General features: G+C 64.5%; 21 protein-coding genes. 13 read left to right on the top strand and 8 right to left on the bottom strand.

The window, feature by feature from the left end:
* Nucleotides 1-123: 123 nt before the first annotated feature.
* Genes FAZ69_RS19305 through FAZ69_RS19295 form a run of 3 tightly spaced genes read left to right on the top strand, consistent with a single transcriptional unit; the run spans nt 124 to nt 3,633 of the window.
* The gene (locus FAZ69_RS19305; protein WP_136896692.1) at nt 124-1,113 is read left to right on the top strand and encodes an ABC transporter permease; all 990 of its coding nucleotides are present in this window, start codon (nt 124-126) and stop codon (nt 1,111-1,113) included.
* A gap of 41 nt (nt 1,114-1,154) precedes the next feature.
* A complete protein-coding gene (locus FAZ69_RS19300; protein WP_206171216.1) occupies nt 1,155-2,108 on the top strand; it encodes a substrate-binding domain-containing protein in 954 nt (317 codons plus the stop codon).
* A gap of 28 nt (nt 2,109-2,136) precedes the next feature.
* Nucleotides 2,137-3,633, top strand: a complete 1,497-nt coding sequence (locus FAZ69_RS19295) for a sugar ABC transporter ATP-binding protein (RefSeq protein WP_206171215.1) — start codon at nt 2,137-2,139, stop codon at nt 3,631-3,633.
* Nucleotides 3,634-3,648: 15 nt separating this feature from the next.
* On the opposite strand, the gene FAZ69_RS19290 is transcribed toward FAZ69_RS19295, so the two are convergent.
* A complete protein-coding gene (locus FAZ69_RS19290) occupies nt 3,649-4,509 on the bottom strand; it encodes a DeoR/GlpR family DNA-binding transcription regulator (protein ID WP_136896690.1) in 861 nt (286 codons plus the stop codon).
* A 169-nt stretch (nt 4,510-4,678) separates the two neighbouring features.
* Between FAZ69_RS19290 and FAZ69_RS19285 the strand changes: the two genes are divergently transcribed.
* Nucleotides 4,679-6,478, top strand: coding sequence for a methyl-accepting chemotaxis protein (locus FAZ69_RS19285; RefSeq protein WP_136896689.1), 1,800 nt, complete (start codon nt 4,679-4,681; stop codon nt 6,476-6,478).
* Between the two features lie 81 nt (nt 6,479-6,559).
* Here the strand turns inward: FAZ69_RS19285 and FAZ69_RS19280 are convergent, their stop codons facing one another.
* From FAZ69_RS19280 to glgC, 6 genes are all read right to left on the bottom strand, one after another.
* Nucleotides 6,560-7,030, bottom strand: a complete 471-nt coding sequence (locus FAZ69_RS19280; RefSeq protein WP_136896688.1) for a flagellar biosynthesis sigma factor — start codon at nt 7,028-7,030, stop codon at nt 6,560-6,562.
* Nucleotides 7,031-7,178: 148 nt separating this feature from the next.
* Nucleotides 7,179-7,721 carry a flagellar biosynthesis sigma factor gene (locus tag FAZ69_RS19275; protein ID WP_240702333.1) on the bottom strand — a complete coding sequence of 181 codons (543 nt, stop codon included), beginning with the start codon at nt 7,719-7,721 and terminating at the stop codon, nt 7,179-7,181.
* 83 nt (nt 7,722-7,804) lie between these two features.
* Nucleotides 7,805-8,812: a DUF2515 family protein gene (locus tag FAZ69_RS19270; protein ID WP_136896686.1), complete on the bottom strand. Its 1,008-nt coding sequence runs from the start codon at nt 8,810-8,812 to the stop codon at nt 7,805-7,807.
* A gap of 154 nt (nt 8,813-8,966) precedes the next feature.
* A complete protein-coding gene (gene pdxY / locus FAZ69_RS19265; RefSeq protein ID WP_136896685.1) occupies nt 8,967-9,830 on the bottom strand; it encodes a pyridoxal kinase PdxY in 864 nt (287 codons plus the stop codon).
* A 295-nt stretch (nt 9,831-10,125) separates the two neighbouring features.
* Complete coding sequence (glgA, locus tag FAZ69_RS19260; protein WP_136896684.1) at nt 10,126-11,586, bottom strand: glycogen synthase GlgA; 1,461 nt, start codon at nt 11,584-11,586, stop codon at nt 10,126-10,128.
* A gap of 70 nt (nt 11,587-11,656) precedes the next feature.
* The gene (gene glgC / locus FAZ69_RS19255; RefSeq protein WP_136896683.1) at nt 11,657-12,928 is read right to left on the bottom strand and encodes a glucose-1-phosphate adenylyltransferase; all 1,272 of its coding nucleotides are present in this window, start codon (nt 12,926-12,928) and stop codon (nt 11,657-11,659) included.
* Nucleotides 12,929-13,319: 391 nt separating this feature from the next.
* Between glgC and FAZ69_RS19250 the strand changes: the two genes are divergently transcribed.
* Nucleotides 13,320-14,021, top strand: coding sequence for a hypothetical protein (locus FAZ69_RS19250; RefSeq protein ID WP_136896682.1), 702 nt, complete (start codon nt 13,320-13,322; stop codon nt 14,019-14,021).
* A gap of 31 nt (nt 14,022-14,052) precedes the next feature.
* Entirely contained in the window at nt 14,053-15,141 is a 1,089-nt protein-coding gene (locus FAZ69_RS19245) for an alpha/beta fold hydrolase (protein WP_169708696.1), read from the top strand.
* Nucleotides 15,142-15,169: 28 nt separating this feature from the next.
* Here FAZ69_RS19245 and FAZ69_RS19240 read toward each other — a convergent pair whose 3' ends face one another.
* The gene (locus FAZ69_RS19240; protein WP_136896681.1) at nt 15,170-16,192 is read right to left on the bottom strand and encodes an LLM class flavin-dependent oxidoreductase; all 1,023 of its coding nucleotides are present in this window, start codon (nt 16,190-16,192) and stop codon (nt 15,170-15,172) included.
* 822 nt (nt 16,193-17,014) lie between these two features.
* Here FAZ69_RS19240 and hpnI point away from each other — a divergent pair.
* From hpnI to FAZ69_RS19205, 7 genes are all read left to right on the top strand, one after another.
* The gene (hpnI, locus tag FAZ69_RS19235; RefSeq protein ID WP_136896680.1) at nt 17,015-18,220 is read left to right on the top strand and encodes a bacteriohopanetetrol glucosamine biosynthesis glycosyltransferase HpnI; all 1,206 of its coding nucleotides are present in this window, start codon (nt 17,015-17,017) and stop codon (nt 18,218-18,220) included.
* Nucleotides 18,221-18,381: 161 nt separating this feature from the next.
* Nucleotides 18,382-19,803 (top strand): hopanoid biosynthesis associated radical SAM protein HpnJ, encoded by a 1,422-nt coding sequence (gene hpnJ / locus FAZ69_RS19230; RefSeq protein ID WP_136896679.1) that lies wholly within the window; start codon nt 18,382-18,384, stop codon nt 19,801-19,803.
* 6 nt (nt 19,804-19,809) lie between these two features.
* Nucleotides 19,810-20,709, top strand: coding sequence for a hopanoid biosynthesis-associated protein HpnK (gene hpnK / locus FAZ69_RS19225; protein ID WP_136896678.1), 900 nt, complete (start codon nt 19,810-19,812; stop codon nt 20,707-20,709).
* Nucleotides 20,706-21,770, top strand: coding sequence for a lysylphosphatidylglycerol synthase domain-containing protein (locus tag FAZ69_RS19220; protein WP_136896677.1), 1,065 nt, complete (start codon nt 20,706-20,708; stop codon nt 21,768-21,770). Before hpnK ends, FAZ69_RS19220 begins: the two co-directional genes overlap by 4 nt.
* 401 nt (nt 21,771-22,171) lie before the next feature.
* Nucleotides 22,172-22,741, top strand: coding sequence for an outer membrane protein assembly factor BamE (locus FAZ69_RS19215; RefSeq protein WP_136896676.1), 570 nt, complete (start codon nt 22,172-22,174; stop codon nt 22,739-22,741).
* Nucleotides 22,742-22,988: 247 nt separating this feature from the next.
* Nucleotides 22,989-23,678, top strand: coding sequence for an ABC transporter permease (locus FAZ69_RS19210; protein WP_136896675.1), 690 nt, complete (start codon nt 22,989-22,991; stop codon nt 23,676-23,678).
* Complete coding sequence (locus FAZ69_RS19205; protein WP_136896674.1) at nt 23,675-24,388, top strand: ABC transporter permease; 714 nt, start codon at nt 23,675-23,677, stop codon at nt 24,386-24,388. The genes FAZ69_RS19210 and FAZ69_RS19205 overlap by 4 nt, the downstream gene beginning before the upstream one ends.
* Nucleotides 24,389-24,390: the final 2 nt, after the last annotated feature.

The raw sequence follows: 24,390 nt of genomic DNA, 5'->3' as shown, positions 1-24,390 counted from the left end.
CGGCCGAGATCAGTGTTAACCACAATCACAGCGAAGTTGTGCTGTCTGTGTGAAGATCATATCATTTGTTAAAAGTCGAACATTTAAAGTGATCTGACGAACATGACCCAAGAGCGCATAAGGATGGACCGCGAACCCGCCACGACGCCGTCAGCCGAAGAAGGCGCAGGCGTCCGGAACCTGAGGAAACGGCTGCCGGACGAATCCGGCATCGCATTCGTCCTGCTGGTCATTTTGATCGGCGGGGCGTTGGCTACGCCGGATTTCCTGACGCTGTCGAACCTCAAGATCCTGTTGCTGAACGGCGCCGTGGTCGGATTTCTGTGTCTGGGGCAGACGTTCGTCCTGCTGACGGGCGGCATCGACCTCGCGTGCGGCTCGATTACGGCCTTGACCTGCGTGACGGCGGCGCTGCTGATGAGCCTTGGGATCGATTGGCATGTCGCCGTGCTGGCGAGCTTGTCGATCGGGATAGTGGCGGGAGCCGTGAGCGGATTGCTCATTACCGCCACGGGCGTGCCGCCGTTCATCGTCACGTTTGCCATGATGGGCGTGGCGGGCTCGATACCGCAAATCGTGACGGGCGCGGAAACGATTCAGGTCACGCAGGAAGGCTACAAATTCATCGGGCAATCGTATCTGCTCGGCGTGCCGTTTCCCGTGCTCGCGCTCGGCATGACGACCGTGAGCGCGATTCTGTTTCTGCGGCGCAGCGTTCTCGGCACTCACATCTATGCGGTCGGCGGCAATGCGGACGCGGCCAGGCTGGCCGGCGTGAACGTGCGCAAGGTGACGATCCTCGTCTATGCGATCTCCGGGTTTTGCGGCGCCTGCGGCGGGCTCATCTACGGCTCGAGACTGATGAACGGATATCCGACGGCGGGCCGTGGGGACGAGCTGTTTTTCTCGATCGCAGGCGCGGTCGTGGGGGGCGTCAGCCTGTTCGGCGGCAAGGGGAGCATCGTCGGCGCGGCGATCGGCGCGACGCTGGTCGCGACCATCTCGAACCTGATGAACGTCCTCAACGTCGACTCGTACTGGCAGCCGCTCGTGATCGGACTGATCATTCTCGTCGGCGTGACCTTCGACACCATGCGCTCGAGAAAGCATTAAGGCCTGTTATCGATGACCATTCCAATCCTGGAGACATATTCGTGAAAGCCGTTCAGCTCAGCCACTATTTGATCGTGCCGATCCTGGCAGCATGCTTCGCATCGTCGGCGCTCGCCGCGGACAAGACGATCGGCGTCTCGCTGCCCAACCTCAGCAACCCTTACTACATCGCGATGAAGAAGAGCTTCGAGGAGAACGGCAAAGCAAGCGGCTTCAAGGTCAAAGTGCTCATCGCCGACAACGACGTCGCGAAGCAGTTGTCGCAGGTACAGAGCCTGATCGAACAGAAGGTCGATGCGGTCGCGCTCAACTGCATTGCCTCCGGTCCCTGCGTGGCCTCGGTCGGCGAACTCAACAAGGCCAACATTCCGGTCTTCACCATCAACCTGCTGCCCGATCCCGACGGCTTGAAGCGGGCCGGCGCGAAGGTCGTGCAGTCGGTGCAGACGGATCAGAAAATGGGCGGCAAGTACATCGGCGAACAGCTCGTCCATGACCTTGGGCCGCAGGGCTCGGCAGTCGTCGGCATCGTCGGCGAGCCGACTTCGGTCGCCGCCAACGCTCGCGATGCCGGATTCAAGGAGGCCATCGCCGTCAATCCGAACATCAAGGTCGTCGCGCTGGTGAACGGCAAGGTCGAGGAAACGACGTCGCTGAAGGTGACGACCGAGATGCTGCAGGGCAATCCGCGCATGAACATCGTCTATTCGGACACCGAGCCGTCTGCGTTGGGGGCGTTGGCCGCGATCCAGCAATCCGGGCTCGCGGGCAAGGTCAAGCTATACGCTTTCGTGGACAAACGGGGCGTTCAGGCCATTGCGGGCGATACGCTGATGAAAGCCGGCGCCATTCAGGATCCGGCCGGGCTGGCAAAGATCCAGGTCGACGGAATCAAGAAGTACTTCGCCAACGCCACGATCGAGCCGAACATCTCGGTTGCGCCGGTGCTCGTCAACCAGGCCAACGCGGCGGCTGCGGTGAAGAGCGCGTACTAGCGTGGCCGCAAACATGACGGATGAGATCGTGAGTCAGACGGATCGCGGCTATCGGGCTACCGGCATTCGCAAGTCCTACAACGACGTGGCGGTGCTGCGCGGTGTCGATTTCGTGGTCAAGCCCGGCCAGATCCACGGTCTGTTCGGGCATAACGGAGCCGGCAAATCGACGCTGATGAAGATTCTCGCCGGAGCCGAGACGCCGGACTCCGGCGCGCTGTCGGTCGATGGCAGTCCGATCGCGTTTCGCTCGCCGGCGGAGGCGCTGTCGCATGGCGTTGCCTGCGTGTATCAGGAGTTGCGCTTGATCCCCGCGCTGACGGTGGCCGAGAATCTCTTCCTGGGCCGCGAGATTGCCCGCAACGGCATGAGAGACAACCGGCGCATGCGTGCCCATGCGCAGCGCTTGCTGGACGAGTACGGCATCGACGTGCGCGCGACGGACCTGCTTCGCGATCTGTCGCATCCGGACAAGCAGATGATCGAGGTCATCGCCAACCTGGATCGGAACGCGAGCTATCTGTTTCTCGACGAGCCCACCACCGCGCTCAGCGGTGCGCAGGCGGAGGGCTTGCTCGCGAGGATCAAGCAAATCGCGCTTGCCAAGCGCATTGGCGTCGTGCTCGTCTCGCACAAGCTGGATGAAGTGCTGGGCGTTTGCGACGACGCCACGGTTCTGATGGCCGGCCGCGAGCTCTTCACGGACCGCGTGGGGCCGACGACCAAGCAACGGATCATGGACTGCATTGTCGGCGAAGAGCATCACGAGTCGCCGCGCTCGCAGAAAAAGGCTCAAGACCGCGACGCGAAATCCGCGATCACGGTCAGGAATCTTTCGAATCCATGGTTGCGGGACGTTTCGCTGGATGCCAAGGCGGGCGAGATCGTCGGCATCTACGGATTGGCGGGCTCCGGCCGCACGCGCTTTCTCCGCGCGTTGTACGGCCTCGATCGGATCGACGGCGGCCGCGTCGAAATGGGCGGGCGAGCGTACCGGGCGCGCGAGCCGATTGGCGCGATGGCGAGCGGCATTGCCTATCTGACGGAAGAGCGCAAGAAAGACGGCTTCATCCCGGCGATGTCTGCGCTGCAGAACGTGGTGCTGTCGACGCTTCACCGGTATTCGAGGTTCGGGCTGGTGCAGCACGCATCGGCACATGCCGCCGCCGAAGCGCTGCTCGAGCGGATGCGGATCAAAGGGCAAGTGTCGAGCCGCATTACCGGATTGTCCGGCGGGAACCAGCAGAAGGTGCTCTTCGCGCGCATCATCCAGGAAGATGCGGCGGTCGTCTTGCTTGACGAACCGACGAAGGGCGTCGATATCGGCGCGAAATCCGACATCTACGCCATTATTCGGCAGCTGGTCGAAGATGGGCGGTGCGTGATTGTGGTCTCGAGCGAGGAAGAAGAGCTGCTCGAGATCTGCGACTACATCTATGTATTCAAGAGCGGCGTATGCAGAGAGGCGCCGCTGGCTGCCGCGGATCTGTCGATCGGCGCGCTGCGCAAGGCGGCCTGGGCCTGACTGGCGCAGGCGCCGTCAGGCGATCAGCAGCTTCAAGCCCTTTTCTTCGAGATCGCGCCGGTATGGCTCGGGAATGCCGTCGTCCGTGACCACGGTGTCGAAATTTTCCACGCCGGCGAAACTGCAGGTGGAGACCTTGCCGAATTTGGATGAGTCCACCAGCAAGATTCTTTCGACGCTCGATTGCATGGCGGCCTGCTTCCACGAGCAATCTTCAACGTAGCTGCACGTGAGCCCGTGCTTGAGCTCGTACCCGGTCGCGCCGATGAACACCTTGTTGGCTCGGTACTTGTGCAATGCCTGAACGGCGTCGGGCCCCGAGAACGTGTACGACTTCGGCGAAAGGACGCCGCCGAGCGAAATGACCGTGGTGTCCTCTCGTCTGGCCAGAACGTTCATCGTGTTCAGGCTGTAGCAGATGAACGTGAATGCGCCTTCGGCCGGAAGGCATTCCGCGAGTTGCTGGACCGTCGTTCCCGAATCGAGGATCGCCACGTCGCCCGGGCTCAGCAATGTGCTCGCAGCCAGTGCGATCCGCCTTTTCTCGTCGGCGTGCTGCGTCCGCTCGGTCTGCGCGTTGTAATTCGCAGTCGCGCCACTGTTTTCCAATGACGCCACGCCTCCGTAGACTGCCCGCACTTTGCCCGCGTCGACGAGATCCCGCACGTCGCGGCGGATCGTCATTTCGGATACCGCAAACGACTTGGCCAGATCGCCGATGCTCATGAAATGGTGGGAACCCACCATTTCCAAAATACCGTCCAATCGTTGATTTTTGCTGGTCATAGGGAAGCTGTATCGCCGGCTTGATCGACATTCGACATCATGAATGCAAACACTGTTCGCGTAGCAAAACAGATGTTCGACAAGCAACATCTTATCTCATTCGCTTGCGATCCGGAGCCGGTGGCGCGACCGTGCCGTCCGGGCGAATGCACGAACGTTCGCGCCAGAGGTTTTTCTCAAGTATCGGGAGTTGCCGCCGTTATCCGCCACGAGGATCACGAGTCCTCTACCGCCTATTCGTCGGAAGGAAACCTCCCACATGTTTGCTTCAATCCGCTCGCGCGTGCTGGCAGCGTGCATCGCCATCGTCGTCTGCTCGCTCGTCGTGAACGCCGCGCTCAATTACTTCGTCGTCAGTTCCTACGACAACGACTCGATCAACAACAACCTCGCCGCGCTCGCGAACGGCCACGTCGCCGGGATTGGCGACTGGGTCGCGTCGAAGACGGCTGCGGTCGTCTCGCTCGAAGACACGGCGCTCACCGCGGACCCCGTGCCGGTTTTCAAGCAGGTCGCCGCGGCGGGCGGCTTCACCAACGTCTACGTCGGCACCGCGGAGAAGACCGCGAAGTTCTCCGATCCGACCGGCGTGCCGGCCGACTACGATCCGACCGGACGTCCCTGGTACAAGCAGGCGGCCGCTGCGGCCAAGCCGGTCGTCACGCAGCCTTACGTCGATGCGGGTTCGGGCAAGCTCGTGGTCACCTTCGCCGTGCCGATCGTGCGCGACGGCGCGTTGAAGGCGGTGGTCGCCGGCGACGTCAACATGGACAGCGTGATCGCCAACGTCAAGTCGGTCCACCCGACGCCCGCGAGCTTCGGGATGCTGATCGACGCGAGCGGCACGATCGTCGCGCATCCCGATGCGAAGCTCACGTTGAAGCCCGTCTCCGAGCTGATGCCTGACCTCGACGCGGCAAGCGTCGCGTCGCTCGCTTCGGCGGACCGGCCGCGCGAGGCGCATGTCGATGGCCACGCGAAGCTCCTGCGCGGACAAGCCGTGCCGGGCACCGACTGGGTCACCGTCGTCGCGCTCGACAAGTCCGAGGCCACGGCCGGCACGCGCTCGTTCCTGACGACCTCGGCGATCGCGCTGATCGTGATCGTCGCGGTGGCGGCGGGGATCGTCAGCGCGATCACGGCGACCGCGTTCAAGCGCCTTTCGCTGGTGCGCGACGCGATGGATGCGATCGGCTCCGGCGAGGGCGACCTGACGAAGCGCCTGCCCTCGGACGGCGCCGACGAAGTCGCGCAGATCGCGCGCGCGTTCAACACCTTCGTCGACAAGCTGAGCCACGTGATGCGCCAGATCCGCGACACGAGCGAATCGGTGCGCACGGCGGCCGACGAGATCGCCGCGGGCAACCACGACCTCTCGGGCCGCACCGAGTCGGCGGCGGCGAGCCTGCAGGAGACGGCGGCGTCGATGGAGCAGATCACCTCGACGGTGACGCAGTCGGCGAGCGCCGCGCGCCAGGCCAACGACATGGCGGGCGCGGCGTCGGCGGTGGCCGGGCGCGGCGGCGCGGTCGTGTCCGAGGTGGTCAGCACGATGGGCCAGATCGAGAGCGCGTCGGGCAAGATCGGCGACATCATCTCGGTGATCGACGGCATCGCGTTCCAGACCAACATCCTCGCGCTCAACGCGGCCGTCGAAGCGGCTCGCGCGGGCGAGCAGGGACGCGGCTTCGCGGTGGTGGCGGGCGAGGTGCGCAGCCTGGCGCAACGGAGCGCGCAGGCCGCCAAGGAGATCAAGTCGCTGATCGAGGCGACGATCGACAGCGTCTCGTCGGGCTCGGGCCAGGTGCGCCGCGCGGGGGACACGATGGGCGAGATCGTCAGCAACGTCTCGAACGTGACCGCCATCATGTCCGAGATTACGAACGCCGCCGAAGAGCAGCAGCGCGGCATTCACGAGGTCAACCGAGCGGTGACGCAGCTCGACGAGATGGTGCAGCAGAACGCGGCGCTCGTGGAGGAGTCGGCCGCCGCGGCGGCCGCGCTGCAGACGCAGGCGGTGCAGCTCGCGAGCGCGGTGGGGCAGTTCAGGCTCGATTGAGGCAATGCCTGGAGCCGCGTGCGAACCACGCGAGCGTCGCTGAGACAATCCACAAACGGCGGGCCGCACGGTGACGGCCTCTCAATCGGCCGGGACGTCTTCCATGAGCGGCGGCCCGCTCAGTTCGAGTGTAAGCAGATAACGCTCGTCTTGCGGCCGGTTTTCATGGACGAACCGTCGAATATCGAGTGCCACCTGGAATTTGCCCGCTGCCTGCCAGAAGGTCTGCGGATCGTCCCCGCGCCGGATGCTTTGCACCATTGCGGGCGTGTTGGCGATTGGCGGGAAACGATGCGCCCGGATTGGATGCCAACCGCGCCGCCGTAGTTGCTCCTGCAAGTCGAGGACAATCGCCATTGCCTTGTCGAGCGGCAAGGTCCCGATCGGCGGTAGCGTCGACCGGGATTGTTGGCGTACGTGTTCGTACGGTTCGCCAAGCGTCAGCACGACTTCATCAGCAGGGAGTGCCATCGCACAGATACCCAATAAGGCTGCAAAGCTGGTCACCGCGCACGCGAAATACCTGAACCGCCAGAACTTTCGACGTTGCATGACTACCTCGGGTGCGCAATGAGATAGATGGAATTCTCGACCATGTGCTTTTCTATCGGGTCGCGCAACAGGTCATCGAAACGCTGTGCGCGTGGTCGGCGTGAGCCATGTCCGTACGCGCTGCTATTCCAGCAGGTACATCAGTCAATCAATCGTCTGGACGGTTCTCAAACACCGAGAAACTAAGATCCAGAGTAATCAGGTAACGCTCGTCGTTTGCCCGATCGTCCGTCCGAAAGCACCGTATATTGAGCGAAACCTGATATTTGTCGTCGGCGTGCCAGCGCGTTGTCGGTGCTGTGCACGTCCGGATTGCATTTCGAGTTGCCTGAGTGTCTTCGATGGGGGGGGTGTCACGAGAGTGAAATGGCTTCCACCCTTTCCGCCTGAACTGATTCTGTAGGTCCGTGAGAATATCCATTGATTCGTCAAGCGGCAATGTTTCGACTTGTGGCGATAGGGTAACAAGCGACACATTGCCGAGCTGATCCGCATAGAGACTCAGAAACCTCGCGGGCGGTGTAACAAAGCCGAATTGCGGATCGCGAAACCGGAAGACTGCGGGGCGCCTTACGTACAGATTGATGGAGTTGTCTTCGGTTGCAACCGGCAGCGTTGATCGCGAGTGCTGTCGCACTTGTTCATAGGGCTCCCCGAGCGTCAGCACGACTTCATCGACGGGCTTGGTCATCGCATAGATTCCCCAAACGACAGCACAGCCGAACAGTGTGCACGCGGTGTACCCGAACCGCCTGATTTTTCCACGCAGCATGATTACCTCGGGTGCGCGATGAGATAGAGCGAGTTTTCGACCGAGTACTTCTCAATCGGATCGCGTAACAATTCATCGAAGCGCTGGGCGGCGCGCATGACGAACGCCATGCGCTGATCGGGGGCCGCGAGGTTGGCGAGCGGTTGCTTGCTGAAAATTTCAATTTGTGCGTTTGCGCCCGTTACAGTGCATTGATTCGCGAGGGTTAACTGGATCTCGCGTGCAGATCCGGTTGGAATGTTCAGTGCCCACGCGAACTGGTTGGCGCGCATCAGCATGGCAAATGACGGATCGTTATACATGGCGGGTTGCAGGATATTGATCTGTTCGTGACGGGCGAGCAACCTTACGCTTTCCACGATGTTGCCTGCATCAATTGCGCGGAATGCGAGTAACACCTCCGGTTTGCTTTCGGCGAAGAGAACACGATCCGCAATCGGCCAGATAACCGAACCGCGCAACTGCGCGCGCTCCTTGAGACACTTCTCGAACCGCTGTAGTCCGAGCTCCTTATAGAACATGTGCAGCGGCCAGATATCGAGGAACAGCGCCATGTTTCCCTTTGCCAGCATCTGATACCCCTTGGCGGCACCTTCGCCCGTTGCCTGATCCGGCATGGACATGCGTGGCGATGCGTAGGGCGAAAGTCGCTCGAGCGGCGAACTGCTTCTCTCCCATTTCGGATACGCATTGCGTTGGCGGTTCGACTTGCTGATCAGTTCGGCCGCATTGAGCAATCCGCAACCGACTTGCTTGGATGCAAAGGCTGCCAGCCCCGCCCATTGAAAGCGACGATCGTCGAGCCACAGCTTGGCATAGGCGGCATTGATACGCCGGTTACGCGCAATCGGATCGTCTACCGAGATGATCGCTTCGGCTTGCTTCTGATAGTGTCGCCAGCAGTTGATGCAGTTCTGGCGATCGTCTTCCGTACGCTTTGCGGCGGCGGCTTCCTCCTCCCTCCAGTTCGGGTAACAGATCGGACAGCGTCGGTTTTCACACTTTTGCATGAGTTCTTGTTGACGTTGAAGTTGTGCCTATGCGCAACGCATGAACGCGCTTGCGCGCAATCCATAGCGTTATGGACTGAAGATTCTAGGCGCACTTCAGTAGTTCAACGAACAGAATGCGATCGAATGCCAAAGCCGAAGGTTGATCGAGGGATTACGCCGCGTCGGTGACCCACGCGCCGAACCATTCGCTCGGCTGGGCGATTTCGTTCTGCGCGGCGACGATCTCGAGCTCGTAGCGGCCCGCGTCGTAGGTCGCCTTGACGACCGCGTGCACCGCGGCCAGCGTGTGCTCGAACGCGGCGCGCACGGGGTCGCCGAGCAGGCGGCGCGCGACGAACACGGCGCTCGTCAGGTCGCCCACGCCGACGGGCTGGCGCGCGAACGGATAGAGCGGACGCTGCCCCATCCACGCTTCGTTTTCGGTCACGACGAGCATGTTGAAGCGGTCGGCGAGGCTGTTGCGATCGATGAGGTGCTTCACGAGGACCACCTGCGGACCGCGCTCGATGATCTCGCGGCACGCCTGCACGGCTTCCTCGACGGTCTCGATCTTGCGGCCGGCGAGCTTTTGCAATTCGTTGTGATTCGGCGCCAGGCCGTCCGCCACTTCGGGCATCGTCCGCACCAGATACTCCTGGATGCCGGGCTCGACGGTGCAGCCGCCGGTCTGACCCATCACCGGATCGCAGAAATACCACGCGTGCGGATTGGTCGCTTTCACCGCGCGCACGATCTCGACCACCGCCTCGGCCTGCTCGGGCGAGCCGAGGTAGCCGGAGAGCACGGCGTCGCAGCGTCTCAACATGCCGATCGCGCCGATGCCTTCGACGAGCTCCTGCATCTGCGAGGCGTCGATGGCGCTGCCGGCCCAGTGGCCGTACTGCGTGTGGTTCGAGAACTGGACGGTGTTGAGCGGCCACACGTTGACGCCCAGGCGCTGCATCGGGAACACGGACGCGCCGTTGCCCGCGTGGCCGAACACGACGTGCGATTGGATGCTGAGGACGTTTTTCATGGTTGGTTTCGCTGCGTCATGCGCTGTCTTGGATCGATGGCGGAGGGGGCCGGTGTTCCCGGGACTCTGCCGGAGCGGCTCCGCGTTGCATCAATCACGATGCCCTGGAGCAGACCGCTTCGTCTATCGGCTGCGGCCCAGCCTTGCGTGCCGCACTGCCGCATATGAAAGAACAATACATGACTTTTGGGGATCGCAAAGCGTCCGGTAGACGGCTTGTTGCGCTGCATCATCGGTTCGGCATAGGGGAGCGCCGAGTCCCGGGGGGCGCCCCCACATGCCGTCGGCATTCGCTTCAGGCGAGCTCGCGATAGAGCGCCAGATAGTGCTGCGCCGACGCGCCCCAGCCGAAGTCCTGCGCCATCGCGCGGCGCTGGACCGTCTTCCATTCCTTGCCGCGCGCGTAGAGCGCGAATGCGCGCCTGATCGCAGCCGTGATCGAGACCGGCTCGAAGTGATGGAACGCGAAGCCGGTGGCGAGATCGTCGGCGAGGTTTTCGAGCGAGGCGTCGATCACGGTGTCCGCGAGGCCGCCCACGTGATGCACGAGCGGCAGCGAGCCGTAGGCGAGGGCGTAGAGCTGCGTGAGCCCGCAGGGCTCGAAGCGCGACGGCACCGCGACGACGTCGCTGCCCGCGATGATCGCGTGCGCGAGCGCCTCGTCGAAGCCGAGCTGCACCGCGACGGCGTCAGGGTGGGCCTGCGCGACCCGCAGCAGGCCCGCCTCCAGCGCGGGCTCGCCGCTGCCGAGCACGGCGAGCTGTCCGCCGCGCTTGACGATCTCGGGCAGCACTTCGAGCAGCAGGTCGAGCCCTTTCTGCTCGGTCAGCCGCGAGACGACGCCGAACAGCAGCGCGTCGCCGTCCTGCGCGAGGTTCAGGCGCACCTGCAAGGCCTTCTTGCAGAGACCCTTGCGCGAGAGTTTGGCGGCCGTGTACCGGCTCGCAATGGAGGCGTCCTCGGCCGGGCTCCACACCGCGTAGTCGACGCCGTTGAGGATGCCCGAGAGCTCGTGCGCACGGCCGCGCAGCAGGCCGTCGAGCCCGGCGCCCTGCGCGACGGTGCGGATCTCGCGCGCGTAGGTCGGGCTCACGGTCGTGATGCGGTCGGCGAAGTGCAGGCCCGCTTTCAGGAACGAGAGCTGCCCGTAGAACTCGACGCCGTGCATGTCGAAGAAGTCATCGGGCAGGCCGAGCTGGCCGAACAGCGCAGCCGGGAAGATGCCCTGGTAGGCGAGGTTGTGCACGGTCATGATCGAGCGCGCGAGCGGCGTGCCGCGGCGGCGCTCGGCGGCTTTCAGGTAGGCCGGCGCAAGCCCCGCATGCCAGTCGTGCGCGTGCACGATGTCGGGCTTCCACTGGGCATCGAGATGCTGGGCCATGAGCGCCGCAGTCCAGCCGAGCAGCGCGAAGCGCTGAGCGTTGTCGCCATACGGCGCCTGCGCGGTGTCGAGGTAGGGGCTGCCGCTGCGCTCGTAGAACGAGTCGGCGCGGATGACGTAGATGCCGACGCCGCTCGCGGCGAGCGTTCCATATTCGACACGCGCGTCGCGCGCGCCGAAACGCGGCTCGAGCGTGGCGACCGGCCGCAGGTCAGCCACGCCCGCGAGCACCGAAGGAAAGCCCGGCAGCAGCACGCGCACGTCGGCGCCGTGCTCGATCAGGGCGGGCGGCAGCGCGCCGACGACATCGGCGAGCCCTCCGGTTTTCAGCAACGGATACAGCTCGCTTGCGACGTGCAGCGCGCGAATCGTCATGGGCTGGCTCCGCTAGGGCGTGTCCTGGGAAAAGGTTCGGGGCGGCGTCTGGTTCGGCAATCCAGGCGGTCTAGCGCTCGATCCGCGCGAGCGCGTCGCCCGTCACGAGCACGATGCCGGCCTCGGTCCGGTAGAAGCGCTCGTTGTCGAGCACCGGGTCCTCGCCGATCACCGTGCCGTCGGGAAGGGTGCAGCCGCGGTCGACGACCACGCGCTTCAACCGGCACCCTTGTCCCACCTGCACCTGCGGCAACAAGACTGCCTCATCGAGATGACAGAACGACTGCACGCGCACGCTCGACGACAGCACCGTGCGCGTCACTTGCGAGCCCGCGATCACGCAGCCGCCGCAGACGAGCAGGTTGGTCGCCATGCCTTGCTCGCCCTTCAGGTCGCGCACGAACTTGGCGGGCGGCAACTGCTCCTGGTGGGTCCAGATCGGCCAGGTGGTGTCATAGAGGTCGAGCGCGGGGATCGTCGAGGCGAGGTCGAGATTGGCGGCCCAGTAGGCGTCGATGGTGCCGACGTCTCGCCAGTACGGCTCGACGCTCGCATCCGACGACACGCACGACATCGAGAAAGGATGCGCGATCGTATTGCCGACCGTGACGACGCGCGGAATGATGTCCTTGCCGAAATCATGGTCGGTCGCGTGGCTCGAGATGTTGTCCTGGAGCAGCGCGTACAGGTAGTCGGCGTTGAACACGTAGATGCCCATGCTGGCGAGCGCGATGCCGGGCCGGCCGGGCATCGCGGGCGGGTCCTTGGGCTTCTCGACGAAGCCCGTCACGCGGCGCGAGGCGTCGACGGCCATCACGCCGAACGCGACCGCGTCCATGCGCGGCACCTCGATGCAGCCGACCGTGCAGTCGGCCTGGCTGTCGGCGTGATCGAGCAGCATGCGCATGTAGTCCATCTTGTAGATGTGGTCGCCGGCCAGCACCACGATGTACCTCGGCTTCATCGAGCGGATGATGTCGAGGTTCTGGAACACGGCGTCGGCGGTGCCGCGATACCAGTGCGCGCCTTCGACGCGCTGCTGCGCGGGCCACAGGTCGATGAACTCGTTGAACTCGCCGCGCAGGAAGCCCCAGCCTCGCTGCAGGTGGCGCAACAGCGAATGCGCCTTGTACTGGGTGACGACGGCGATGCGGCGGATGCCCGAGTTGAGGCAGTTCGACAGCGCGAAATCGATGATCCGGTATTTGCCCCCGAAGTGGACGGCGGGCTTGACGCGCTTGTTGGTCAGCGGGCCGAGCCGGGTGCCACGGCCGCCGGCGAGCACGATGGCCAGCGTCTGGCGCTGGATCAGGTTGAGGCGGGGGGATGTCGAAGTCTCCATGTTCGTCTCCTGTCGATCAGAGTTAGCGCTTTAGCGCTTACTCTGATCCCATGCAAAGCGGATTCCTTGCAGGTAATGCAGGTAGCCCCCGAAGACGGCGCTGGGTCTCAGTTGTTCTTTTGCAGGCAGATTCAAGCGTTTTAGCACCTAAACGCTTGATGCGGGTAGTCGCGTTTTTCTTGAGGCGCGGCAAACGGAGGTCCGGCCGGCGTCCGGACTCAGTTCAACGAAGCACGGCGCGGCTGTCTGTGCGGCAAGACGCGTTTCGCCAGCGATGCAACGGATTTGCTGCGATGCGGCACCAGGATGCGCGCCCGGCCACCGGGCCGGCGAATTCATGTTCCCGTCTGGGAAAAATAAAATCCGTGTATTCCCTTGGGTGTGTACTAAGATGATTTTCATCAAAATGCAGGACCAGAAGGAATTAAAAGAACGACAGGAGCAATGCAATAAGCATTACGGGGAGTTCATTCCTTGTGGAATGAAAAAAACCAAAACACACTTTAGATATCGATCGGGGGATGACATGAAAAAGAATTGGCTGATCTTGATATGCGTAACGGGGATGGGCGCGCTGGCGGGCTGCGCGCAATTTCCCAGCGGCGGCGAAGGGCCGCTGGTCGAAACGGCCGCCTGCACGGGGAGCATCAACGTGCCGTACGGGCTCGTCGAAGTCGCGGACGACACCCTCCTCAAGCAAGTCGTCCAGCCGGCCGGAAAGGGCGGGCTGTGCGATGCGAAGGTCTTCAAGGTGGCGCAGCCGCTGACGGTCTATCGCGTCTGGGATCAGGCCAATCAGAATTCGCAATACGGACGCTGGTGGTCGTTCAATCCGCCCGCGGGCCCGGTCGGCACTTATCGCGCGGCAAATGCCATTTGCCCCGAATGGAGCGCATTGAATCGCGTCAAGCAATGCCGATTGAAAGTCGGCGCGGAAATCGTAATTGGCCCGGGGCAAAGCGCGTTATGTTCGAATAATCTCACCTATCCGCAATCCGCCACGAATCAGGTTTTCGTTCCCAATGACACGCGCGATCCGAAAAACCTGAAGCTCGACGTCGGCGATTGCCTGGCGGATGCCGCGTGGCCTTGATAGGGTGTGGGTCCTCATCAGCACAGGACGCATGCGGCGCTGCACGATCGCGGTGCGCGCCGCCGCCACGCCACCGATGATCGTCAAATTCCGCTGTTTGCTCGCCCGGCTGTTGCCGGTTGTTTGCGCTGCCGCATCGATCCTGCCGCCATCGCCCGCGGGAGCCGCTGACGCCGACCACGGCCCTGCCTACGGCCCCGAGCTGGAAGGCTTCGCCTATCCGGCGCCGGTCGAGCACTACGCGTTCACGTCACAGCAGGAAACGCTGCAGATGGCGTACATGGACGTCAAGCCCGAGAAGCCGAACGGCCGCACCGTCGTGCTGCTGCACGGCAAGAATTTCTGCGCGGCGACCTGGGGCGAGACGATCGAGGCGCTCGCGGCGGCGGGCTACCGCGTCATCGCGCCCGACCAGATCGGCTTTTGCAAATCGAGCAAGCCGGCGCACTACCAGTACAGCTTTCAGCAGCTCGCGCACAACACGCATGCGCTGCTCCAGTCGCTCGGCGTGACCGAGGCGACGATCGTCGGCCACTCTACGGGCGGCATGCTGGCGATCCGCTATGCGCTGATGTACCCGCAGGAAACCCGTCGGCTCGCGCTGGTCGACCCGATCGGCCTGGAGGACTGGAAGGCGAAGGGCGTGCCGCCGATCACCGTCGACCAGTGGTACGCGCGCGAGCTGGAGACGACCGCCGACGGCATCCGCCGCTACGAGCAGGCAACCTACTACGCGGGGCAATGGCGCGCGCAATACGAGCCCTGGGTGCAGATGCTGGCGGGGCTGTACCGCGGGCCGGACAAGGAGATCGTCGCGCGGAACTCGGCGCTCATCTACGACATGATCTATACGCAGCCGGTGGTCTACGAGCTGGGCAACCTGACGATGCCGACGCTCCTTGTCGTCGGCGACAAGGACGCCACGGCGATCGGCAAGGATTTCGCGCCGCCCGAGGTGCGCGCGAATCTTGGCCACTACCCGGAACTCGCCAAGCTGGCGCGGGCGGCGATCCCGCATGCGACGCTCGTCGAGTTTCCCGGCTATGGGCACGCGCCACAGATGGAAGACCCGCCGGCGTTCCACAAGGCGTTGCTCGACTGGCTGGCGGCGCAGCCGTGAGCTTGCCGCCTGACGCTCGTCCAACCGATTACTGACCACCGCCTGCGGGGCGAGCCGTCCCGGCGTCCGCCAGTTCCGCGCGCACCTGCGCAGCGATTTCGAACGACTGCAGCCGCGCCGCATGGTCGTAAATCGACCCCGAGAGAATCAGCTCGTCGGCGCCGGTCTGCTCGATGATCGATGCAAGACCGGCACGCACCGTGTCGCGCGAGCCGATCGCCGAATAGGCGAGCGAGTGCGCGAGGCTCGACAACTCGAACTCGGACGCTTCGAGCCGGTCGACGGGCGGCTGGAGCTGCCCCGGCGTGCCGCGCCGCAGGTTCAGGATCTGCTGCTGCAGTGAGGTGAACAGGCGCTGCGCCTGCCCGTCGGTCTGTGCCGCGAACACATTGACGCCGACCATCGCATAAGGCTTGGCAAGCGCCGCCGACGGCCGGAATTGCGTGCGGTAGACGTGCAGTGCCGTCATCAGGTGATCGGGGGCGAAATGCGAGGCGAACGCGAACGGCAGCCCGAGCGCCGCCGCGAGCTGCGCGGAAAAGAGGCTCGAGCCGAGCAGCCAGAGCGGCACGTCGAGCCCCGCGCCCGGCACCGCGCGCACGCGCTGGCCGGGCGCGGGGGCGGCGAAGTAGCGCTGCAGCTCGACGACGTCGTCGGGAAACGACTCCGCGCTGCTCGCGAGGTCGCGCCGCAGCGCGCGGGCGGTCGTCTGGTCGGTGCCGGGCGCGCGGCCGAGCCCCAGGTCGATGCGGCCCGGGTAGAGCGAGGCGAGCGTGCCGAACTGCTCGGCGATCACGAGCGGCGCGTGGTTCGGCAGCATGATGCCGCCCGAGCCGACGCGGATGGTCTGGGTGCCGCCGGCCACGTGGCCGATCACGACGGCGGTCGCCGCGCTCGCGATGCCGGGCATGTTGTGGTGCTCGGCGAGCCAGTAGCGCCGGTAGCCCCAGCGCTCGGCGTGCTGAGCGAGATCGAGCGTGTTCGCGAGCGCCTGCGCCGCGGTCGCGCCGGCGGCGATCGGGGAGAGGTCCAGGACGGAAAAGGGAATCATGTGGCGTGCTCCGAGGTCGGGGCTCGATTGTGCCAAAGCGCCGCCTGCGCTGCTGGCGGGCGCGTCAAGCCCCTGTGCGCCGCAGGGATGCTGGCGCGGTGCAGGCTGCGGCGGTCGAATTCGGGTCGGATTGTTTGCGCGAGAGGCGGCAATGTCCGCCGGCGAATTCATCCGTTTTGAATCCGTGAACAACCCAGTTTCGGCATCTGAAATGCCGGAAATTGTCAAGACAAAATTAAAGCGGTGTAAAAGCGCAACGACTCGCCGAATGAGGCTTTTTCACCCGCAAAAGCCTGCCGGACGCCCGTTGCGGCGCGCCTCGCGCGTTGTGGCAATTAATGCGCAAACGGTTTGGCCCCCAACGAGGAAAGACTGTTTCAGAAGTTTGCAGAGCGGCGCTCAGCGTTTTTACGGATGTCCTGCTAAAATTCCACGATTCCAAAAACCAACTTGCGGTTTCCGTTCAGTCGAAACCGGGCGTGGGGCCAGGTCCGCGCTCGTTCACGAACTCATTGCATTCGCAGCCTTGCCCCGCATCAACAGAGCAGAAAGCACCGCGCGACTGGCTGGCCCATCGGTTTCCCGTGAGGGCCGGCTCGTCCGGCGCAAGCTTTCGCGTTCTGTCGCGTCGCGCTCGCTGCGCCCGCACCGCAACGCCGGAATCCGGCTGTGTAGCGTGGCAAAGCCGCGCCGGCAAATGCCGTGGCGCCGCGGCGGCACGCAAAACGAAGGAGCAGCGAACGTGTCATTTCACAATTTGAAGAGTCTGGTTCCCGCAACGGCGGCGGCCGCGTGTGGCATGCGCGCCGCGGGAGGCGCTCAATGACGGTGGTCTCCTTGTCGGACTGGGTGCTGGTCCTGCTGTGCAGCGTGGCGGCGATCTATGTGGCGGTGGCGGCCGCGGCGCTGTCCGCCGGTCCGTCGGCGGCCGAGCGCGCGAGGCGCCGCGGCCGCGGCGCCTTGGCCGCGCTGCCGGTTTCCGTGCTCAAGCCCTTGTGCGGCGCCGAGCCGCGCCTCTACGAGAATCTCGCGACGTTCTGCGAGCAGAACCATCCGCGCTTCCAATTGCTGTTCGGCGTATCTTCGCCGGCCGATCCGGCCATCGCCGTAGTGCGGCGGCTGCAGGCGGCGTATCCGTCGCTCGATATCGAGCTGGTCGTCGATTCGCGCGTGCACGGCCAGAACCTGAAGGTGAGCAACCTCATCAACATGGCTGAGCGCGCCAAGCACGAGGTCATCATCGTGGCCGACAGCGACATCGCCGTCGAGCCGGACTACCTCGAAACCGTCACGGCGCCGCTCGCGAACCGTGAGGTCGGCATCGTGACCTGCCTCTATCACGCGGTCAGCGTGGGCGGCTTCTGGCCGCGCGTCGGCGCGCTGTTCATCAACGAGTGGTTTGCGCCGTCGGTGCGCGTCGCGCACGCGGGCGGCTCGACCGACTTCGGCTTCGGCGCGACGCTCGCGCTGCGCGCCGAGACGCTCGAGCAAATCGGCGGCTTCTGGGCGCTCAAGGACGATCTCGCCGACGACTACTGGCTCGCCGAGCACGTGCGCCGGCTCGGCCTCTCCACGGTGCTCTCGGAAGTGACTGTCGCCACCGACGTCATCGAGCCCGATCTCTCCACGCTCTGGCTGCGCGAGACGCGCTGGCTGCGCACCATCCGCTCGATCAATCCGCTCGGCTTCGCGTTCCTGTTCATCACGTTCACGACGCCTTGGCTCGTCGCCGGCGTACTGCTCGCGCACGGCTTCGAAGGCTTCACCGGCTCGCTGCGCGACTGGGTGCTGGCGGCCAGCACCGGCGCGGGCGTGCTCGCGCGCATCGCGCTTCATGCGCGCAGCGCGCGGCAGGCCCCGGAGGGCACGTTCTGGCGCGACCTGCCGCTCGTGCCGCTGCGCGATGTGCTGCTCGCGCTGCAATGGCTCGTCGCGGCGTTCGGCTCGTACGTGGTCTGGCGCGGCGCGCGCGTGACCGTGGTGACCGCGCCGCGAGCCTCGGTGGTCGAAGGATCGGAAGGTTCTTAAGACACATTAGACAAATTAGGAAGAGCGGTCGGCGGAATCGGCCGCTCGCGCGTTAAGGTGCCTTATGGCCATACGGGCCGTGGGGCTGTGATCCCCGAAGCGCCTCGTTCAAGTTTTTAATCATTCAAGTGAAAAGCCCCATGCAAGTTGCCGGAGCACCCATGAAAACGCTGTTTTTGCAGGCCCCGTCCTATGACGGCTTCGATGGCGGAGCCGGTTCGCGTTACCAGGCGAAGCGCGAGATCCGCTCGTTCTGGTACCCGACATGGCTCGCGCAGCCTGCCGCCATGGTGCCGGGCAGCCGTGTGATCGATGCGCCCGCCGACGGCATGTCGGTCGAGGAAACGCTCAAGATCGCCGAGGAGTACGACCTCGTCTTCATCCACACGAGCACGCCGTCGTTCCCGACGGACGCGTTGTTCGCCCAGGACCTGAAAAAGCACAAGCCGTCGATCCTGGTCGGCATGGTCGGCGCGAAGGTGATGGTCGATCCGCACAACTCGCTCACGGCGACCGAAGCGATCGATTTCGTCTGCCGCGAAGAATTCGACTTCACCTGCAAGGAAATCGCCGAAGGCAAGCCGTTCCCGGAGATCAAGGGCCTGAGCTGGCGCGCGAAAGACGGCTCGATCGAGCACAACGAAGCGCGCCCGATCCTGGAAAACATGGACGAGCTGCCGTTCGTCGCGCCCGTCTACAAGCGCGATCTCAAGATCGACAACTACTTCATCGGCTACCTGAACTACCCGTACGTTTCGATCTACACGGGCCGCGGCTGCAAGTCGCGCTGCACCTTCTGCCTGTGGCCGCAGACGGTGAGCGGCCACCGCTACCGCACGCGTTCGGTCGAGAACGTGATCGAGGAAGTGAAGTGGATTCGCGACAACATGCCGGAAGTGAAGGAGGTCATGTTCGACGACGACACCTTCACCGACGACGCGCCGCGCGCCGAAGCGATCGCGCGCGGGCTCGGCAAGCTCGGCGTGACGTGGTCGTGCAACGCCAAGGCCAACGTGCCGTATGCGACGCTCAAGGTCATGAAGGAAAACGGCCTGCGCCTCTTGCTCGTGGGCTTCGAATCCGGTGACGACCAGATCCTCGTGAACATCAAGAAGGGCGTGCGCACGGACTTCGCGCGCCGCTTCAGCGCGGACTGCAAGAAGCTCGGCATCAAGATTCACGGCACCTTCATCCTCGGCCTGCCGGGCGAGACGCAGGAAACGATCAAGAAGACGATCGAGTACGCGAAGGAAATCAATCCGCACACGATCCAGGTGTCGCTTGCCGCTCCGTATCCGGGCACGACGCTCTACAAGCAGGCTGTCGACAACGGCTGGCTCGAAGAGAACAAGGTCATCAACCTCGTCAGCAAGGAAGGCGTACAGCTTGCGGCGATCGGCTATCCGCACCTGTCGCGCGAAGACATCTATCACCACCTCGAGCAGTTCTATCGCGAGTTCTACTTCCGTCCCTCGAAGATCTGGGAAATCGTCCGCGAAATGCTGACGAGCTGGGACATGATGAAGCGGCGCCTGCGCGAAGGCGTCGAGTTCTTCCGCTTCCTGCGCGCGCACGAGGCGTAAAGCGGGATGTCTTCGACGGGGCCGGCGCCCGCGATTCCCGCACCGGCTGAACGCGCGCTGATTTTCACGGCCGATGACTTCGGCCTGCATGAGCGCGTCAATGCGGCGGTCGAGCGCGCGCATCGCGAGGGCGTGTTGACCGCGGCGAGCCTGATGGTGAGCGCGCCGGCCGCGCGTGACGCAGTGGAGCGCGCGCGAGCGCTGCCGAGCCTGCGCGTCGGCCTGCATCTCGTGCTCGCCGACGGCCCGGCGGCTTTGCCGCCTGCCGAGATTCCGGCGCTCGTCGGCCCCGATGGGCGCTTCGGCGACAACATGGTGCGCGACGGTTTCCGTTTCTTCTTCCTTCCTGCCGTGCGCGCGCAACTCGCCCGCGAGATCCGCGCCCAGTTCGAAGCGTTTGCCGCAACCGGGCTGCCGCTCGACCACGTCAACACGCACAAGCATTTCCACCTGCATCCGACCGTGCTCTCGCTGATCCTCTCGATCGGCCGCGACTACGGGCTCGCCGCGGTGCGGCTGCCGGCCGAGGCGAACGAGCCGTGGTGGCTCAAGCCCTGGATCGCGCTCGTGCGCTCGCGGCTCGAGCGCGCGGGGATCGCGCACAACGATTACGTCGTCGGCATCGCCAACACGGGCGGCATGGACGAAGCCGTGCTGCTCGATGCGATCGCGCGCCTGCCGCGCGGCGTCGGCGAGATCTACTGTCATCCGGCGGAGGCGGGGGATGCGCCGCTGACTGCCTCGATGCACGCATACCGGCATGCCGATGAGCTCGACGCGCTGCTTTCGCCGCGCGTCGCGGCCGCGCTTGCCGCGGCCGGCGTCGGCCCGGCGGCGCGCGGCGGTTTTGCCGACGTGTTCGGCAAGGGGCGCCGCGCGAGCGTGCCGGGGGCGCCGACGTCATGATGGTGTGGGTGAAGCGCGCCGGCTGGCCGGCCGGCATCGCGATCCTGATCGCGCTCGTGCTGAAAGAAGGCGTCGGCGACGTGATGCACGTGATCGGCGAGGCTGGCCCCGTGCTGCTCTGGCTCGTGCCGTTCCATGCGCTGCCGCTTCTGCTCGATGCGTACGCGTGGCATCTGCTGCTCGGCAAGCGTGCCTCGCTCGCCTTCCTCTGGTGGATCGCGACCGTGCGCGAAGCGGTCTCGCGGCTGCTGCCGTCTGCGGGCATCGGCGGCGAGCTCGTCGGCATTCGCCTCGCGCGCTGGCGCGTGCGCGACGCGAGCGCCGTCACCGCGTCGGTAGTCGTCGAGGTGCTCGTGACGATCGCCGTCCAATACGCGTTCTCCGCGCTCGGGCTCGTACTGATTCTTGCATCGACGCATAACGGCGGCGGCAAGACGATTGGCCTCGCGCTTCTGCTCTCGCTGCCGCTGCCGGTGCTCGCGGTCCTGCTGCTGCGGCGCGGCGGTGTGTTCCATGCGATCGAGCGCTTCGCGGCGCGCGTGCTCGGCAGCGAGCATCGCCTGCTGCAAGGCATCGACGGCCAGCGTCTCGACGCCGAGATCGACGCCTTGATGTGCCGCACCGGCCTCATGTTCCGCTCGTTCCTCTGGCAGCTTTCCGGCTATGTGATCGGCGCGCTCGAGACCTACTGGGCGCTACGGATGCTGGGCCATCCGGTGTCGCTCGGCGGCGCGGTCGCGATCGAGGCGCTGACACAGGCCGTGCGCCACGCCGCTTTCATGGTGCCGGCGGGGCTCGGCATCCAGGAGGTGGCGGTGGTCTTGCTCGCGCAGATGTTCGGCGTCAATCACGACGTGGCGCTTTCGCTCGCGCTCGTGAAGCGCATGCGCGAAGTGCTGTTCGGCTGCCTCGCGCTCGGCTCGTGGCAGCTTGCCGAGATTTACCGCGCGCGCCGCCATGCGCTCGCCCAGGCCGACGAGCATGCGCGGATGGCGCCTGCGGCCGTTCCGGCGCGCAGCGTCGAGCGTGACGCGGAGCCCGCAGCGGAATCGCCTCGCTGAGGCTTGCGCGACCGCACAGGCCGAGGCGGAAAACCTTACCCGATTGATCAGCGGATTCGGTGTAAACACTCTCTGGTTGTGTCGCGTCGATGCGTCTAGATTGAGTGCACTGGACACGATATCGCATAAAGGCCAGACGGTCGCGAGCAGCGGTAGATCCGAGGGGAGTGCGTTCAGGCGGGAGCGTTTGCATCCGGCCGCGCACGCGGAAGGCGCTGCGAAATTCTTGACGCCGATCGGCCCTGTGTTCAGCATAATTTGCCGACGTATTGTTTGCGTCGCGCTTCAAACGTTTACCGGCCGCCTACGTCATGTGACGGCCGGTTTCGTTTTCCTGCTCCGTGTTCTTCCCTCCGCGCCGGTTATCCTATGGGCCTCGACGCGCCCTGACTCTTCCCCTGATGCCCACCGACGCCACCTCGCGTAACCGGCTCTTCGCTGTCGCCGCCCTGTGTGCGTGCTTGGCGCTCACCGCGTGCAACGACCGACAAAGCGAGCTCGCCGTGCAAAAACTCAAAGACTGGTTCAACTCGATCAAGCCGGAATCGATGCTGTTGCGAGGCCTGACGCGGGGCGTCTCGACCGAAGCCCAGATCCGCGACCAGATGGGGCGTCCCGAGACCGAGCGCGATTATCCGGACGGCCGCAAGCGGCTCGAATATCCGCGCGGCCCGGCGGGCCTGCACACGTTCATGGTGGACATCGGCCCGGACGGCCGGCTGAAGGCGATCACGCAGGTGCTGACAGCCGCCAACTTCGCGAAGATCCACGCGGGCATGAGCGAAGACGAGGTGCGTGAGCTGCTCGGCAAGCCGACCGGGATCGCTGTCTACCCGCTCAAGCCCGAGACAGTCTGGAGCTGGCACTGGTTCGAGGGCGGCGTGAACCAGGATGCGTATTTCAACGTCCATTTCGCGCCTGACGGGCTCGTCTACACGACCTCGCGCTCGGACGTGATCCGGGGGCACTGAGCCTTTCGCTGAATATCGAAAAAGCGACCCAAAACTTGCAAAAACGCGGCGCGGCCTGCGCCGCAATCCTGCCCGCCGTCCTGCCCGAAAAGAGCGGTTTTGCCGCCACCACAAGCGTTTGCCGCCCACAGTCGCGGTGGTGCGCCTCATGTTGCGTCGCAGCATGCTCATGCCTTTCAGTTTGAGCAATTTAATTTCGCTTGCGAGTATCCGCGCCACACCCAACCCCAATCAGACGGAGGCGCGCGTGGTTCTCTACGGCTTTGGTCCGGTGCTCATGGCCGGCACGATACAGACGATCAAGCTGTCGGCGCTGTCGCTGGCAGTGGCGGTACTACTCGGCCTCGCCGGCGCGGTGGCGAAGCTCTCGCACAACCGCGTGCTGCGCTCGACGGCGACCGCCTATACGACGCTGATCCGCTCGGTGCCCGATCTCGTCCTGATGCTGCTGCTCTTCTACAGCATCCAGATCGCTGTGAACCAGATGACCGATGCGCTCGGCTGGGACCAGATCGACATCGACCCGTTCCTCGCGGGCGTGCTGACGCTCGGCTTCATCTACGGCGCGTACTTCACCGAGACCTTCCGCGGCGCGTTTCTCTCGGTGCCGCGCGGCCAGCTCGAGGCGGGCAGCGCCTACGGCATGAGCGGCATGCGCGTGTTCGTGCGGATCATGTTCCCGCAGATGATGCGCTTCGCGCTGCCGGGCATCGGCAACAACTGGCAGGTGCTCGTGAAGGCGACGGCGCTGGTGTCGATCATCGGGCTTGCCGACGTCGTCAAGGCCGCGCAGGACGCCGGCAAGAGCACCTTCAACATGTTCTTTTTCATCCTGGTTGCGGCGCTCATCTACCTCGCGATCACGACCGTCTCGAACGTCGTGCTCCTGTGGCTCGAGAAGCGCTACTCCATCGGCGTGAGGCACGCGGAACTATGATCGAGATCCTTTCGCAATTCGGCCAGGCGTTCCTCTATTGGGACGGCCAGCGCTTCTCGGGCCTCGCCGTGACGGCGTGGCTCCTGGCGGCCTCGATCAGCATCGGCTTCGTGATGGCGGTGCCGCTCGCCGTGGCGCGCGTCTCGAAGAAGCGCTGGCTCTCCACGCCCGTGCGCCTCTACACCTACGTGTTCCGCGGCACGCCGCTCTACGTGCAGCTTTTGCTCATCTATACGGGCGTCTACAGCCTCGAAGTCGTGCGCTCGCACGAGCTGCTCGATGCGTTTTTCCGCAGTGGCTTTCACTGCGCGATCCTTGCGTTCGCGCTGAACACCGGGGCCTACACGACCGAGATCTTCGCGGGTGCGATCAAGGCGACCAGCTACGGCGAGATCGAGGCGGCGCGCGCCTACGGGATGGGCTGGTTCACGATGTACCGGCGCATCGTCGTGCCGTCGGCCTTGCGCCGGGCGCTGCCGTTGTACAGTAACGAAGTGATCCTGATGCTGCACGCGACCACCGTCGCTTTCACGGCGACCGTGCCCGACATCCTGAAGGTCGCGCGCGACGCCAATTCGGCCACGTACATGTCGTTCCAGGCGTTCGGCATCGCCGCGCTGATCTATCTTGCGGTATCGTTCGCACTCGTCGCGGCGTTCAGGCGGGCCGAAAAGCACTGGCTCGCGTATCTGGCCGTCGGCCGCCACTAGCG

Origin of the sequence: Trinickia terrae, assembly GCF_005144415.1 — a bacterium.
Classification (GTDB): Bacteria; Pseudomonadota; Gammaproteobacteria; order Burkholderiales; family Burkholderiaceae; genus Trinickia_A; species Trinickia_A terrae.
This window is presented reverse-complemented; position numbering and strand designations above follow the sequence as displayed.

Coding starts and splice junctions, on each gene's coding strand:
- FAZ69_RS19240 (WP_136896681.1), bottom strand. CDS start 16,192: ATGATTCCCTTTTCCGTCCTGGACCTCTCCCCGATCGCCGCCGGCGCG.
- FAZ69_RS19250 (WP_136896682.1), top strand. CDS start 13,320: ATGATTTTCATCAAAATGCAGGACCAGAAGGAATTAAAAGAACGACAG.
- FAZ69_RS19285 (WP_136896689.1), top strand. CDS start 4,679: ATGTTTGCTTCAATCCGCTCGCGCGTGCTGGCAGCGTGCATCGCCATC.
- FAZ69_RS19245 (WP_169708696.1), top strand. CDS start 14,053: ATGCGGCGCTGCACGATCGCGGTGCGCGCCGCCGCCACGCCACCGATG.
- FAZ69_RS19275 (WP_240702333.1), bottom strand. CDS start 7,721: ATGACCAAGCCCGTCGATGAAGTCGTGCTGACGCTCGGGGAGCCCTAT.
- FAZ69_RS19290 (WP_136896690.1), bottom strand. CDS start 4,509: ATGTTGCTTGTCGAACATCTGTTTTGCTACGCGAACAGTGTTTGCATT.
- pdxY (WP_136896685.1), bottom strand. CDS start 9,830: ATGAAAAACGTCCTCAGCATCCAATCGCACGTCGTGTTCGGCCACGCG.
- FAZ69_RS19205 (WP_136896674.1), top strand. CDS start 23,675: ATGATCGAGATCCTTTCGCAATTCGGCCAGGCGTTCCTCTATTGGGAC.
- hpnJ (WP_136896679.1), top strand. CDS start 18,382: ATGAAAACGCTGTTTTTGCAGGCCCCGTCCTATGACGGCTTCGATGGC.
- FAZ69_RS19220 (WP_136896677.1), top strand. CDS start 20,706: ATGATGGTGTGGGTGAAGCGCGCCGGCTGGCCGGCCGGCATCGCGATC.
- FAZ69_RS19215 (WP_136896676.1), top strand. CDS start 22,172: ATGCCCACCGACGCCACCTCGCGTAACCGGCTCTTCGCTGTCGCCGCC.
- glgA (WP_136896684.1), bottom strand. CDS start 11,586: ATGACGATTCGCGCGCTGCACGTCGCAAGCGAGCTGTATCCGTTGCTG.
- glgC (WP_136896683.1), bottom strand. CDS start 12,928: ATGGAGACTTCGACATCCCCCCGCCTCAACCTGATCCAGCGCCAGACG.
- FAZ69_RS19270 (WP_136896686.1), bottom strand. CDS start 8,812: ATGCAAAAGTGTGAAAACCGACGCTGTCCGATCTGTTACCCGAACTGG.
- FAZ69_RS19280 (WP_136896688.1), bottom strand. CDS start 7,030: ATGCAACGTCGAAAGTTCTGGCGGTTCAGGTATTTCGCGTGCGCGGTG.
- FAZ69_RS19305 (WP_136896692.1), top strand. CDS start 124: ATGGACCGCGAACCCGCCACGACGCCGTCAGCCGAAGAAGGCGCAGGC.
- hpnK (WP_136896678.1), top strand. CDS start 19,810: ATGTCTTCGACGGGGCCGGCGCCCGCGATTCCCGCACCGGCTGAACGC.
- hpnI (WP_136896680.1), top strand. CDS start 17,015: ATGACGGTGGTCTCCTTGTCGGACTGGGTGCTGGTCCTGCTGTGCAGC.